The following is a 12,279-nucleotide window of genomic DNA, read 5'->3' as shown; positions in this document are numbered from 1 at the left end:
AATTCCTCAACCGGGCTATTCGCGATGGGATTTGACCCCAAGGCTGAATGGGCTAAGGATGGGGCAACGCCCTTCCTTCGCTCGAAAAGAGATTTTCATATTATGCAAAATACTGCGCATTTGCTGCGGACGCGAAGGTTTTTGCCGCTGTTCCTGACCCAGTTGCTCGGGGCATTTAACGACAACCTCTTCAAATTTTCGATGGTCATTCTTGTGACCTACGGCATTTACGAGAGCGAATCCGAGGATTTCGCGTTCAATGCTCTGGCTTCCGGCTTGTTCATCCTGCCGTTCTTCCTGTTCTCGTCGCTCGCCGGCCAGTTGGCAGACAATTACGACAAGGCGCGAATCACGCGCTTCGTCAAAACGCTGGAGATATTTATCGCTATTGTCGGCGGGATCGGGCTGTGGCTGCATTCGATTCCGGTCATGCTGACCGCCTTGTTTCTTCTGGGCCTGCAATCCACCTTTTTCGGTCCGATAAAATATGCGGTTCTCCCGCAACATCTGGAGAAAGATGAGGTGCTTGCCGGAACCGGACTGGTCGAAGCGGGAACCTATATCGCGATTTTGGCGGGTACGATTCTGGGCGGGATCATCATCGACCGCGATGGCAACGGCGTAGAGATCGCGGTCGCCGCGGTTTTCGTGGTCGCTCTGATCGGCCGAATCGCCGCCCAGTTTATGCCGCCGGCCCCGGCGCAAAAAGAGGTCGAGAAGATCGACTATAATTTTGTACGCTCCTCGATCCGGCTGATTTCCGCGACCCTGCACGTACGCCGACTATATCTTGCCATTATCGCGATCAGCTTTTTCTGGACCATAGGATCGGTGATGATCATCCAGTTTCCACCGCTGGTGGAAAATGTGCTTACGGCGACGCCGCAAGTCGCCAGCCTTTTTCTCGGCGTATTCTCCATCGGCATCGCGATCGGATCCGTTCTGGTCAACCGGTTGCTTAAAAGCGAGGTTTCGGCGCGTTTTGCCCCGGCAAGCGTGATTCTGATGGGAGTATTCGTCCTCATTCTCTACTTTATAGCACGCAGCTGGGAGGGCTTGCCGGACGGCCAGCTCTATACGTTCGAAACCTTCATCGTCCATGATGGTGCATGGGCGCTACTGGGCACGCTCGGCGGTGTTTCGATATTCGGGGGTATGTTCGTCGTGCCCCTATATGCCTTTCTGACGACCACGGTCGATATCAGCCAGACCGCGCGCACGATTGCCGCGAACAATGTCGTCAATTCGGGCTGTATGGTCATGGGCGCCCTGGTCGCACTGGGACTCAGCATGCTGGGCGTTTCCACGACCGAACAGTTGTTGCTGGTTGCGGCCATGTGCCTGGTGGCGGCATGGCTTGGCCAGCAGCTTCACCGCGCCTGCGACTAGACGATCGCCAGAAGCGTTTCAGACAATGAACATGTAAAACGCAGTAAAGAAGGCAAGGAAGCTAAGCAGAAACAGGCTGACATCTTCCCCGAGTCCCTTTTGCTTTGCGACCGATACTCTGTCCGAATCTTGCTTGTCTGTTCCGATATCCGCGATTTTTAGCGGTAAGCCGCGGCGGAAGCTGTGCCGTAAGCCGTCATCCGGCAGAATCAATGGTCTCGAAGTCTCTCTATCCATGGCCTTGGTTAACAACTTGTTAGGCATATGTTCCAGCCCGAAATCGGCCGCTGTGGTTAACGTCTTGAATTGGCACAGGCCTTGGAACCCTAGGGCTACAGGAACCGGGCCCGGGATAAATTAACCTTGGACAGGCCGGATTTAGTTAAGCGCTCAATTTATCAGGCAAAATTAAGACCTGTGTGATCTTTGCAACTGATTGGCGATATTGTGATTTTCAACAATAAGATGGTTGATTTCAGTAGGCTGTTATGCCAAAGATCGCTGCGTATTAAGTGAAATGCGAAACCCTGAAGGAGCAAATTATGCGTTTCGGTAAAATTGGAATGGCTGCAGCTGCAGCCGCATCGCTTGTAAGCGCACCCGTTTTGGCTCAGGCTACCCAGCCTGTTTCTTCTGTTGCACGTACCAGCGCAACTGTTGAAGGCGAAAATGATCTCGAAGGCGGCTCCGGTATCATCATTGCAATTCTTGCAGCAGCAGCAGTGATTGCTGGCATCATCATCGCAGCCGACGGCAGCGAAGATACGCCAACCTCCCCCTGAACCAGTTCAGACACAGAATTTGAAAATGGCGGCCCTTCGGCCGCCATTTTTTTTGGCTGTTCGGCTCATGGGAAGCGTCAATCTCGCGTTCTGTTTTCAGACGTGAGGACAAGCCGCAAAGCCTTTGGTTGCACATTCGGAACAGACTACCCATATCTGGTTTCATGACAGAAAATCAGCAACATGGCCTGCAACAATGGCACGGCACAACAATCCTATCGGTACGGAAAAATGGCAAGGTCGTCGTCGTAGGCGACGGTCAGGTATCGATGGGTCAGACGGTAATGAAGCGCAATGCCCGTAAGGTGCGGCAATTGCACGACGGCTCGGTGATCGGCGGTTTTGCCGGCGCGACTGCCGATGCCTTCACCCTATTCGAGCGGCTCGAAGCCAAACTGGAACGGCATAACGGGCAATTGATGCGCGCGGCTGTCGAACTTGCCAAGGACTGGCGTACCGACAAATATCTGCGCAATCTGGAAGCGTTGATGATCGTGGCCGACAAGGATATCACGCTCATCCTGACCGGTAACGGAGACGTTCTGGAGCCCAATGAAGGCATAGCGGCGATCGGTTCGGGCGGAAATTTTGCGCTCTCGGCCGCTCGCGCCCTGTTGGATTACGAGAAAGACGCAGAAAAGCTCGCCAGAAAGGCGATGGAGATCGCCGCAGAGATCTGTGTCTATACCAATGACCAGACCACGATCGAAATGCTCGACAGCGAAAGCTGAATATAGTCAGCCCCGTAATATCAAGAATGAAGAGAAAATCAGCATGCAGGCGAACCTGACCCCCAAAACCATCGTCAAGTCACTGGACGAGCATATAATTGGACAGCAAGATGCCAAGCGCGCCGTCGCCGTTGCCCTGCGCAACCGCTGGCGCCGCCAGAGGCTTCCCGCCGAACTGCGCGAGGAAGTCACGCCCAAGAATATCCTGATGATCGGCCCCACGGGCTGCGGCAAGACGGAGATTTCGCGGCGTCTGGCAAAACTGGCCGATGCGCCCTTTATCAAGGTTGAAGCCACCAAGTTTACGGAAGTCGGCTATGTCGGTCGCGACGTCGAGCAGATTGCCCGCGATCTGGCTGAGGAAGCCGTGCGGCTGGAACGCGAGCGCCGGAGAATGGCGGTGCACGAGGCGGCGGCGGAAGCCGCCATGAACCGCCTGCTCGATGTATTGTGCGGCGAGAATGCCAGCGAAGCCACACGCGAAAGCTTTCGCCAGCGGGTGGTCGACAATCATATGAACGACACCGAGATCGAGATCGAGGTCGAAGACACGCCCAATATGCCGATGGATATTCCCGGCATGGGTGGCCAGGTCGGCATGATCAACCTCTCGGACATGATGGGAAAGGCATTCAACCAGACGCGTATGAAACGCCGCAAGATGCGGGTAGCGGACGCATGGGACAAGCTGGTCGAGGAAGAATCCGACAAACGTCTCGATGACGAGGATATCTCGCGCGCCGCAATCACCGACGCCGAATCCAACGGCATTGTCTTTCTGGACGAGATCGACAAGATCGCGGTCAGCGACGTGCGCGGCGGATCGGTCAGCCGGGAAGGCGTCCAGCGCGACCTGCTTCCATTGATCGAGGGGACGACGGTTGCGACCAAATATGGTCCGATGAAAACCGATCATATCCTGTTCATCGCCTCCGGTGCCTTTTCGATATCGAAACCCAGCGACATGCTTCCCGAATTGCAGGGCCGCCTGCCCATCCGGGTGGAATTGCGAGCGCTGACCGAGGCTGATTTCGTCCGGATATTGACCGAGACCCGGGCCAATCTGCCGGAACAATATGTCGCCCTGCTCGGGACGGAAAATGTCACGATCAAGATCACTGACGATGCAATCGGAAAACTGGCCGAAATCGCCGCGAACGTGAACGAAACAGTCGAGAATATCGGCGCGCGGCGACTGCAGACGGTCATGGAAAAACTGCTCGAGGAAATCAGCTTCAACGCAGAGGACCGGGCTGGCGAGGAAATCGTCATCGACAGGGCCTATGTCGAGAAACAGCTTTCCGATGTCGCGAAGGATACCGACCTGTCCAAATATGTGTTGTGATGGTAAAAGCGAATAATCGCCGGCGCTTTTCTGCTTGTTACAGAAGGCTCTGTCATTTGAAAAACCGGATGGCAGGACTGTAACGCAATCGCCTGGCTCCGCGAAAAAGGCAGAGACAAACGAAAAGAGAATGTGATGATACGAACCGCTTTGACATTGTCTTCCGTTGCAGCGCTGGCCCTGTCGGCCTGCACCGAACCGGCGTCGGATACAGCTAGCGAAGCTGCCGGCGAGACGGAAAGCAAACCGGCAACCGTGATTGAACCCGTTACCGCGGCAGAAAGCATCGATGCCGGACTGGCCGTGGGTGAACAGGTCCCCCTGGACGTCCGCCTACTGGCCAATGACCGCGAAACGAATTTCAGCGCAATTCTGGAGGATGGCCCTGCCCTCGTGGTGTTCACGCGGTCGGTCGAATGGTGTCCTTATTGTCAGACACAGTTGAAGTCGATCAACGCGATTGTCGATGATCTGAAGGAGCGCGGCTATACGCTTTATGGCCTCAGCTATGACAGCCCGGCGCAGCAGGACCGTTTTTCGAAGAACCAGATGCTGCAATATGAAATGCTGTCCGACCAGTCTTCGGCGGTGATCGACGGCTTCGGGCTGCGGGATCCGCAATATACTGAAGGGCGCGCCGCCGGCGTGCCATATGCATCGGTCTATCTGATCGACAAAAGCGGCACGGTCATCGCAAAAACCGTATCCGGTGACTATAAAAAGCGGCCGAGCAACGAACAGATTCTGGCGCTCGTCGACTCCATCTAACCATCGGCTTTTGCCGGCTAATTGCTGGCAGCTTTATCTTCTCTGCGGACCTTCGGTTCATTGTCATTGGCGGCCAGACGATCGGATTCGGGTAGCACAGCAAGCTTCCATTTCTTGGCATCATCCAGATATTTGACGGCCAGGGCCTGCACCTCTTCCGGGGTGATGACCGTATAATCGCGCAACAAAGTTTGCAGCGCCGTAAATTTCCGGGGATTATAGCTTGCGCCTTCCAGCTGGCTCATCCAGAAACTATTGCCACTGGAGGCTCGGGCGATCAACTGACGCAGGGGCTCCACAACCCTTTGCAGTTCATCCGCGCTGACTGGTTTCTCGCGCAAATCCTCGGCGATCAGGTCGACGACATTGTAGAAGCGATCAATATTATCGGGTGTCAGCTGACTTTGCGCGCCAATATAGCCCCCCGATTCGAACTCGACCGGCCAGCTGTTGATGACTTGCGGACTGTAGCTGGCGCCCTGCTGAGAGCGCAGTATCTCGAACAGCCGGTCATTGAAAATCGAGGCCAGCACTTCCAGCTTGCGGCTTTCGCGGACATTGTCGAGTCCGCCGCCGGTCGGCCATGCGACCATGGCAGCCGCCCTTTCCCTGTCCCCCTTGTGGACCAATATTTCCGGCCCGGCTTGCGGCGTCGGGAATTGCGGAGCAAGGGCATCGGGCACAATCGCCTGGGCCTCGCGCTTTTTCAATGCGCCGAATGTCTTGAGAATGGACTCGACCGCCTCGTCGCGATCGAAGTCACCGAACAGCATCACTTCGATCGGCCCGCTGGCCAGTATCGGTTTCCAGAATGTCCGGAAATTTTCTGCTGTCAGCTGGTTGAAATCCTCCTTGTCCGGCGTCTTCCAGCGCGGATCCTTGCCACGGACCAGCCATTCAAGATCGCGTCCCAGGACCGCCTGGGGCGAAGCGGAGAAGCTGTCATAGCTGATCAGTGCTGCGGCTTTGCTGCGGATGACAGGCGCTGCGTCCCAGCGCGGGAACGCCAGTTTCGCTGCTATCAGATGAAGCTGGTCTTCAAGGTCGGATGGTCGGGTGTCGGCCGAAATCTCGAACGCGTCATTGTCGATCCCGAAGGCCAGACCGATCCGCCGTCCGGTCGTGATCTTGTCCAGTTCTTCCTGTCCGAGGTCACCGACACCGCTGGCCATCAGCGCCATGGCACCCGACCACGCCAGCGTTTCCTGTTCGGAGGACAGACCGCTATAGCCCTTGCCGAAGCGTACATTGACCATGATCTTGTTACGCTCGGCGTTGTTCGGGAACATCAGCACCCTGACTCCATTGGCCAGCACCAGTTTTTCGATATCGAACCGGTCATTTTTCTCGGTCGACAGGACCGCGCCTTTTTTCCCGATCTTTTTCAGGGTTTCAAATCCGATATCGGACTGGGTGACGCGCACATCGCTCGCCGCGTCGACGGTGCGCTGCAGGGCCTGGGCCAGCCTGACCTTGCCGTTGTCAACAACATCTGGAGATGTCAGCAAAGCGCGCGTAGCAACGCCGGTGAATAGTTTCTGCGTTGAGTCGAGCAGCCGCTCCGGCGTGTACATATCCCGCATCGCGCGAAATACATCGAGCGCGACCTGCGGCGTGGCTATGGTCTCGCGAATATCTACAGCGTTGACGATGTCGTCGGCCTGCTTGCGGGCAGCTTCGGTCTGATAGCTTTCCACTCCGATCGCCAGCGCGGCATCAAATTCTGCAATCTCCCGAGCTATATCCTGTTCGGACGGCGCGGTGGTCGTCGCGTCGGCGATAACGGCCCGCACATCCTCGAGCGCGGCTTCCCAGTCGCCGCCCAGCGGAATGATGTTGATGAAGGTTCCGTCCACGGAACGGCTGACATCATCCTGGCCGACACTTGCCTGCAAATAACTGCCTCCGGCTCGCGCCCGGGCTTCCAGTCGGCGATTGATCAGTTGCAATGCAAGGAGATCAATCAATATTTGCTGGTTATATTCTATCGTATCCTCGACCTGTTCCCATGGGCGCGCGATGACCATCGAGATGAAACGGGGCAATGTGGGTTCGATGACGATCCGGCTGATTTCCGCATTGTCCCGGACTTCCCCAAAATCGGGAATGATGCCCGCTTCGCCTTTGCCCTGCCATAGCGAGAAATGCTTGTTCAGCAATTCCTCGAACAGCGCCGGGTCTCCGTCGCCGGCAATGACGATCACGGCCATCTCGGGGCGATACCAGCGCTGATGGAAAAGTTGCAGCATTTGCGGCGTGGCCGCGCCCAATGTTTCCGGCGTGCCGATCGGCGCCCGTTCCGCGAGGCGCTGGCCGGCAAAGAAAAGTTCGCGCGTCGCGTTTTGCACATCCGACTGGGGACCGGCGCGTTCGCGCAATTCCGCCATTACCACGGGGCGCTCGGCGTTGACGGCCGTAATGCTCAGGCCCGGAGATTGCACCATGCCCGATAATATTTTGAGGCTCTCATCGAGACTGGCCCGGCTGGCATTGGGAAGGTCCAGCTTGTAAACGGTTTGCGTCGGAGTGGTCTCGGCATTGCTGTCGCTGCCGAAGGTTGCGCCCAGTCTCTGCCAGACACGCTTCGCCTCCCCATCGGGCACATAGGTCGAGCCGCGAAAGGTCAGGTGCTCCATGAAATGGGCAAATCCCTGTTCCTTTTCGGTCTCCATCAGTGAGCCGACATCGAGCCGCAAGCGGATCGAGACCTGCCCCGGCGGGACGCCATTATGCTTGACGGCGTAGCGCAACCCATTGTCCAGAACACCAAAGGTCCAGCTTTTGTCGACCGGCACATCGCTATTTTCGTAAAGCCAGGGCACATCTTCTTCGGCCTTGGCCTCTTCGGCATGGGCCGTTACGGGGATCGCCAGCAGAGCAAACAGCAGCAACAACAGGGAAAGATGGGAAGATCTAGGTTTCATGCACCGGATATAAGCAGGCTCAATCTGACTGGCCAGTGAATATTCCCGTCATCTTCCTGCCTCTGCTTGTGTTTAGCCCTTGATCGCTCCGTATATAATCGCCAGATAACAGTCATGTTGATTGAAACCGAAAAAACACCAAACCCGTCGACCCTCAAATTCCTGCTGGGGCAAACTGTGATGTCCGAGGGAACCCGCGACTTCGCCTCGCCGGAAGATGCCGAGGTATCTCCGCTGGCCGAAGCGCTATTCACGCTGGGCGACGTAACCGGCGTATTCTTCGGTTCGGATTTCATTTCGGTGACCTGCGGACCTGGCGCGGACTGGAGCGATCAGAAGCCGCAGGTGTTGAGCATCTTGCTCGATCACTTCTCGGCCGGATTGCCATTGTTCAAGCCGGGCAGCGCCGGCGAGATCATCGTGCCCCCCGAAGAGGAAGTGCACGATGATCCGGAAGACGCGGACATTGTCGCGCAGATCAAGGAACTGATCGAAACGCGGGTTCGACCGGCGGTTGCCAATGACGGCGGCGATATCATCTATCGCGGCTTCAACAAGGGCACGGTATTTCTGAAAATGCAGGGCGCATGCGCTGGATGCCCGTCATCCACGGCAACACTGAAACATGGTATTGAGTCGCTGCTTAAACATTATGTTCCGGAAGTCACCGAAGTCCGGGCCGCTTAAATATTATCAGAAGAAGGCAGAGCAATGAATTCTCCCCTCGGTCAAGCAGCGCTGGATCAGCTGTTTCTCGAAGCCCGCACCTATAATGGTTACCACGACAAGCCGGTTTCGGTAGAGCAACTGCACGCGATCTGGAATTTGATGAAAATGGGTCCAACCAGCGCCAACATGTTGCCGGCCCGTCTGATCTGGTGTCACAGCCAACAATCCCGCGATCGCCTGGCCGATCTGTCCTCCGAGGGCAATCAGGACAAGATCCGCAAGGCGCCGGTCGCCGTGATCATAGGCATGGACCAGAATTTTCACGAGCATCTCCCGGAATTGTTCCCGCATGCCGATGCCAAAAGCTGGTTTGAGGGCGACGCCGAGGCCCGCAAAGTCCACGCGATGCGCAACAGCTCGCTCCAGGGCGCCTATTTTATTCTGGCCGCGCGCGCGCTCGGCCTCGACACCGGCCCGATGTCCGGCTTTGACAATGATGCCGTCGACAGGGAGTTTTTCGGCGACCAGCCCCATGTCAAATCGAATTTCATCTCGACTTTGGGCTATGGCGACCCGGCAACGATATTTGACCGCAGTCCGCGCCCGACATTCGACAAATTCAACAGCCTGATCTGACCGGTTGATGGGCGAGCGCCTTCTCGCGATCGACACGGCCAGCATCGCATGTTCCGTAGCGCTGTTCGAGGATGGAGCGCTGATCGCGTCAGAATATGCCGAAATCGGCCGCGGCCATGCGGAAAAGCTGATCCCGATGATCGCAAAACTACCCGAACGCGGCCACGCCAGCCGGATTCTGGTCAATTACGGCCCGGGTAGCTTTACCGGTGTCCGGATCGGCATCTCCGCTGCCAAGGCGCTCGCCCTGGCTTGGAGCGCGGAAATCCACGGATATAATTGCCTTGCGCTGGTAGCCGCGCAGGCGCTCGATCAATTGGACCAGCCACAGCCGGTCTGCGTCGCGATGCTGGCCGGCCATGGTGAATATTTTCTGCAGAATTTTTCCGGAACAGGCGAACCGTCAGACGAATTTGCTTCGCTCACGCCCGAACAGGCCGCAAGCCGGGTTGATGCTGATGTGATAGCCGGATCCGCTGCGGTGGAACTGGCCGCACTGGTCGGTGGCAAAAAGCATTTTCCGATATTGCCAAATGCCGCCCAAATCTCTTTAGTGTCCAGAGACATGAAAAATCTTCCTGCCAAACCAAATTACGGGCGCAAACCTGACGCCCAGCCAGCAAAACCGGTCTGATCGATGGCAACTCGCCAAAGCCCATGGGAGGATGAGGGTGTTGATCCGGTCGTTATCCGGACCGGCGATTTGAATGATCTGAGTGATGTTATGCACGTCATGGAACATGCCTTTCCAAAGACTTACGGCGAAGGATGGAATCACCATCAGTGTAGATCAATGCTTTCAATGCCTAATGCGAGACTATTGATTGCAGAATGCAAAGATATGATCTGCGGTTTTCTAATCAGTCGACAGGCTGCGGATGAAGAAGAACTTCTGATGATCGCGGTTTCGCCGGCCTATCAGAGCCGGGGCGTCGGCTACCAGTTGCTCGACCAGATGTTGAAATCCGCACAAAGCCATGGGGTTTCTGCTGTTTTTCTGGAAATGAGAGCGGATAATACAGCGCAGAAACTCTATACCAAATTCGGTTTCGAAAGGATTGGACTGCGCAAGGCCTATTATACTGGCCCCAATAAGGAAAAATTCGACGCGGTTACTTACAAGGCAATGTTAACCATTTAAACTAATGTATCGGCGAGTTTGACTGTTGCAGCCAGCGACCTTTCGTGTAAATACCAGTGCGCAAAATATGCAATATAAAAATAATGGTCGCACAAAGGTATTAGAATATGACAGAGGAAGAAATTGCTCTGAATGAGACGTTGATTACGCTCACTTCAGACATTGTTGCTGCACATGTCAGCAATAACAGCGTCGCGGTATCTGATTTGCCGCTCATCATTAGCAGTGTTCACGGAGCGCTCGCCTCCCTTTCGGGGCAGGCAGCAGAGCAGGCACGTCCCGAGCCTGCTGTTCCGGTCAAATCATCAATAAAGCCGGATTATGTCATCTGCCTGGAAGATGGCAAGAAGCTGAAAATGCTGAAACGCCACCTGATGACGCATTACGGGATGACGCCCGAAGATTATCGTGCGAAATGGGGTCTTCCCAACGATTATCCGATGGTTGCTCCCAATTATGCGGAAAAGCGCCGGCAACTTGCAAAGGCCATCGGCCTCGGCAAGAAAAAGGGTCAAAAGAAATAAACCGGTTTCTTATTGCGCTGAATTTGGAAAATTGCGGCACGCTTGCCGCAATTTTCCCTTTGCAATATGCCCTGCCCCGCATAGAGTCTTCCCCAGCGTAACGGAAAGGTTCCATGCCGCAAAAAATTGATCTTGAAGCACTATGTGCTGAAAAAGGGCTCCGCATCACCGACCAGCGTCGGGTGATTGCCCGTGTCATATCCGATGCCGAGGATCATCCCGACGTCGAGACCCTGCACGAGCGCGCCTCAGCGGTAGATCCCCGTATTTCCATAGCGACCGTCTACCGGACGGTCCGCCTGTTTGAAGAAGCCGGCATTCTGGACCGTCACGACTTCGGCGACGGCCGGGCGCGTTATGAAGCGGTCCCGGAAGCCCATCACGATCATCTGATTGATGTCGAAACCGGAAAAGTCATCGAATTTGTCGATCCGGAGCTTGAGGCGTTACAGAAGCAGATTGCCGAAAAGCTCGGCTATCGCCTGGTTGACCACCGTATGGAGCTATATGGCGTATCACTCGCCAGAAAAACCTGAGGTGCCCGACCCCGACCCGGAGGCAAGGCCTTGTGACACCCAGCCAATGGCTTATCGGTTGTGGAACGGAGCGTCACCAATGGGTTATCTGAGATTTGCCTTGCGCATGGCCATCCTGGTCATGGCTTTGCTTGTCTGCATCCCCTTTTACTATGTCTGGCGACTTTTCGGCCTGTCCAATCCCTGGCCGCGCACCTTTCTGAAAATTGCCGCCTTCGCCTGCGGCGCGCGCGTTAACATCGTCGGCACGCCGATCAAACGGGACGTCTTCTTCATATCCAATCATCTGTCGTGGGTGGATATTGCGATACTGGGCGGCCATAGCGGCACGGCTTTTGTGTCCAAGGAAGAAATCAGCCGATGGCCGGTAATCGGCTGGCTCTGCAAGCTCAACGATACGGTCTTCGTCTCTCGATCAGACCGGATGGGTATCGCGCAGCAGATAAACCAGTTGCGCGATGCCTTGGAAGAGACCTGGGCGATAACGATCTTCCCCGAGGGCACCACGACCGACGGCTCCACCCTGCTCCCTTTCAAAGCGCCTCTGCTGAAAGTGCTGGAGCCGCCCCCTCCCGGCATTCTGGTGCAGCCGATTTTCCTCAACTACGGACAATATGCCCATGAGGTCAGCTGGACCGGCGAAGAGAGCGCTCAGGCGAATGCCTGGCGGCTGCTGACCCGTCGCAGCAGTTTTCTGGTCGAAGTCCATTTTCTCGAGCCATTCGATCCGGACCATTATTCCTGTCGCAAGGATATCGCAGCAGAGGCGAGACGACGGATTGTCGAGCCGCTTTCGGCTTCCCTGGGGGGCAAACCCATTGTATAGGCGCGCTC

14 protein-coding genes are annotated in these 12,279 nt (G+C 55.9%); 12 read left to right on the top strand and 2 right to left on the bottom strand.

From position 1 onward, the window contains the following. Window positions 1–102 precede the first annotated feature (102 nt). On the top strand, window positions 103–1,389 hold the full coding sequence (locus CHN51_RS14660; RefSeq protein ID WP_100094685.1) for an MFS transporter: 1,287 nt from the start codon (window positions 103–105) through the stop codon (window positions 1,387–1,389). Between the two features lie 18 nt (window positions 1,390–1,407). Here the strand turns inward: CHN51_RS14660 and CHN51_RS14655 are convergent, their stop codons facing one another. Then, the gene (locus CHN51_RS14655; RefSeq protein ID WP_240616749.1) at window positions 1,408–1,653 is read right to left on the bottom strand and encodes a hypothetical protein; all 246 of its coding nucleotides are present in this window, start codon (window positions 1,651–1,653) and stop codon (window positions 1,408–1,410) included. Window positions 1,654–1,931: 278 nt separating this feature from the next. On the opposite strand from CHN51_RS14655, the gene CHN51_RS14650 reads away from it, so the two are divergent. From CHN51_RS14650 to CHN51_RS14635, 4 genes are all read left to right on the top strand, one after another. Continuing rightward, window positions 1,932–2,171: a hypothetical protein gene (locus tag CHN51_RS14650; protein WP_100094684.1), complete on the top strand. Its 240-nt coding sequence runs from the start codon at window positions 1,932–1,934 to the stop codon at window positions 2,169–2,171. 164 nt (window positions 2,172–2,335) lie between these two features. After that, on the top strand, window positions 2,336–2,902 hold the full coding sequence (hslV, locus tag CHN51_RS14645) for an ATP-dependent protease subunit HslV (RefSeq protein WP_100094683.1): 567 nt from the start codon (window positions 2,336–2,338) through the stop codon (window positions 2,900–2,902). A gap of 43 nt (window positions 2,903–2,945) precedes the next feature. Further along, window positions 2,946–4,247, top strand: a complete 1,302-nt coding sequence (hslU, locus tag CHN51_RS14640) for an ATP-dependent protease ATPase subunit HslU (protein ID WP_100094682.1) — start codon at window positions 2,946–2,948, stop codon at window positions 4,245–4,247. 135 nt (window positions 4,248–4,382) lie between these two features. Next, window positions 4,383–5,015: a peroxiredoxin family protein gene (locus tag CHN51_RS14635; RefSeq protein WP_100094681.1), complete on the top strand. Its 633-nt coding sequence runs from the start codon at window positions 4,383–4,385 to the stop codon at window positions 5,013–5,015. 17 nt (window positions 5,016–5,032) lie between these two features. Here the strand turns inward: CHN51_RS14635 and CHN51_RS14630 are convergent, their stop codons facing one another. After that, on the bottom strand, window positions 5,033–7,939 hold the full coding sequence (locus tag CHN51_RS14630; protein ID WP_100094680.1) for an insulinase family protein: 2,907 nt from the start codon (window positions 7,937–7,939) through the stop codon (window positions 5,033–5,035). A gap of 114 nt (window positions 7,940–8,053) precedes the next feature. Here CHN51_RS14630 and CHN51_RS14625 point away from each other — a divergent pair, with 114 nt between their 5' ends. From CHN51_RS14625 to CHN51_RS20030, 7 genes are all read left to right on the top strand, one after another. Then, a complete protein-coding gene (locus CHN51_RS14625; RefSeq protein WP_100094679.1) occupies window positions 8,054–8,626 on the top strand; it encodes a NifU family protein in 573 nt (190 codons plus the stop codon). A gap of 24 nt (window positions 8,627–8,650) precedes the next feature. Continuing rightward, window positions 8,651–9,244, top strand: coding sequence for a malonic semialdehyde reductase (locus CHN51_RS14620; RefSeq protein WP_100094678.1), 594 nt, complete (start codon window positions 8,651–8,653; stop codon window positions 9,242–9,244). Between the two features lie 7 nt (window positions 9,245–9,251). Then, complete coding sequence (gene tsaB, locus CHN51_RS14615) at window positions 9,252–9,878, top strand: tRNA (adenosine(37)-N6)-threonylcarbamoyltransferase complex dimerization subunit type 1 TsaB (protein WP_100094677.1); 627 nt, start codon at window positions 9,252–9,254, stop codon at window positions 9,876–9,878. 3 nt (window positions 9,879–9,881) lie between these two features. Next, window positions 9,882–10,385 (top strand): ribosomal protein S18-alanine N-acetyltransferase, encoded by a 504-nt coding sequence (rimI, locus tag CHN51_RS14610; RefSeq protein ID WP_100094676.1) that lies wholly within the window; start codon window positions 9,882–9,884, stop codon window positions 10,383–10,385. Window positions 10,386–10,492: 107 nt separating this feature from the next. Further along, a complete protein-coding gene (locus CHN51_RS14605) occupies window positions 10,493–10,909 on the top strand; it encodes a MucR family transcriptional regulator (protein ID WP_100094675.1) in 417 nt (138 codons plus the stop codon). A gap of 113 nt (window positions 10,910–11,022) precedes the next feature. Then, the gene (locus CHN51_RS14600; RefSeq protein WP_100094674.1) at window positions 11,023–11,445 is read left to right on the top strand and encodes a Fur family transcriptional regulator; all 423 of its coding nucleotides are present in this window, start codon (window positions 11,023–11,025) and stop codon (window positions 11,443–11,445) included. A gap of 79 nt (window positions 11,446–11,524) precedes the next feature. Continuing rightward, window positions 11,525–12,271: a lysophospholipid acyltransferase family protein gene (locus CHN51_RS20030; RefSeq protein ID WP_240616748.1), complete on the top strand. Its 747-nt coding sequence runs from the start codon at window positions 11,525–11,527 to the stop codon at window positions 12,269–12,271. The last annotated feature ends 8 nt before the right edge of the window (window positions 12,272–12,279 follow it).

Source organism: Sphingorhabdus sp. YGSMI21, from assembly GCF_002776575.1.
Taxonomy (GTDB): domain Bacteria; phylum Pseudomonadota; class Alphaproteobacteria; order Sphingomonadales; family Sphingomonadaceae; genus Parasphingorhabdus.
The sequence above is the reverse complement of the archived record's forward strand: the minus strand, read 5'-3'. Positions and strand labels throughout refer to the sequence as shown.

Excerpts from the sequence above, each read along its gene's own strand:
- CHN51_RS14660 (WP_100094685.1), top strand. The coding sequence starts at position 103 with ATGCAAAATACTGCGCATTTGCTGCGGACGCGAAGGTTTTTGCCGCTG.
- CHN51_RS14655 (WP_240616749.1), bottom strand. The coding sequence starts at position 1,653 with ATGCCTAACAAGTTGTTAACCAAGGCCATGGATAGAGAGACTTCGAGA.
- CHN51_RS14650 (WP_100094684.1), top strand. The coding sequence starts at position 1,932 with ATGCGTTTCGGTAAAATTGGAATGGCTGCAGCTGCAGCCGCATCGCTT.
- hslV (WP_100094683.1), top strand. The coding sequence starts at position 2,336 with ATGACAGAAAATCAGCAACATGGCCTGCAACAATGGCACGGCACAACA.
- hslU (WP_100094682.1), top strand. The coding sequence starts at position 2,946 with ATGCAGGCGAACCTGACCCCCAAAACCATCGTCAAGTCACTGGACGAG.
- CHN51_RS14635 (WP_100094681.1), top strand. The coding sequence starts at position 4,383 with ATGATACGAACCGCTTTGACATTGTCTTCCGTTGCAGCGCTGGCCCTG.
- CHN51_RS14630 (WP_100094680.1), bottom strand. The coding sequence starts at position 7,939 with ATGAAACCTAGATCTTCCCATCTTTCCCTGTTGTTGCTGCTGTTTGCT.
- CHN51_RS14625 (WP_100094679.1), top strand. The coding sequence starts at position 8,054 with ATGTTGATTGAAACCGAAAAAACACCAAACCCGTCGACCCTCAAATTC.
- CHN51_RS14620 (WP_100094678.1), top strand. The coding sequence starts at position 8,651 with ATGAATTCTCCCCTCGGTCAAGCAGCGCTGGATCAGCTGTTTCTCGAA.
- tsaB (WP_100094677.1), top strand. The coding sequence starts at position 9,252 with ATGGGCGAGCGCCTTCTCGCGATCGACACGGCCAGCATCGCATGTTCC.
- rimI (WP_100094676.1), top strand. The coding sequence starts at position 9,882 with ATGGCAACTCGCCAAAGCCCATGGGAGGATGAGGGTGTTGATCCGGTC.
- CHN51_RS14605 (WP_100094675.1), top strand. The coding sequence starts at position 10,493 with ATGACAGAGGAAGAAATTGCTCTGAATGAGACGTTGATTACGCTCACT.
- CHN51_RS14600 (WP_100094674.1), top strand. The coding sequence starts at position 11,023 with ATGCCGCAAAAAATTGATCTTGAAGCACTATGTGCTGAAAAAGGGCTC.
- CHN51_RS20030 (WP_240616748.1), top strand. The coding sequence starts at position 11,525 with ATGGGTTATCTGAGATTTGCCTTGCGCATGGCCATCCTGGTCATGGCT.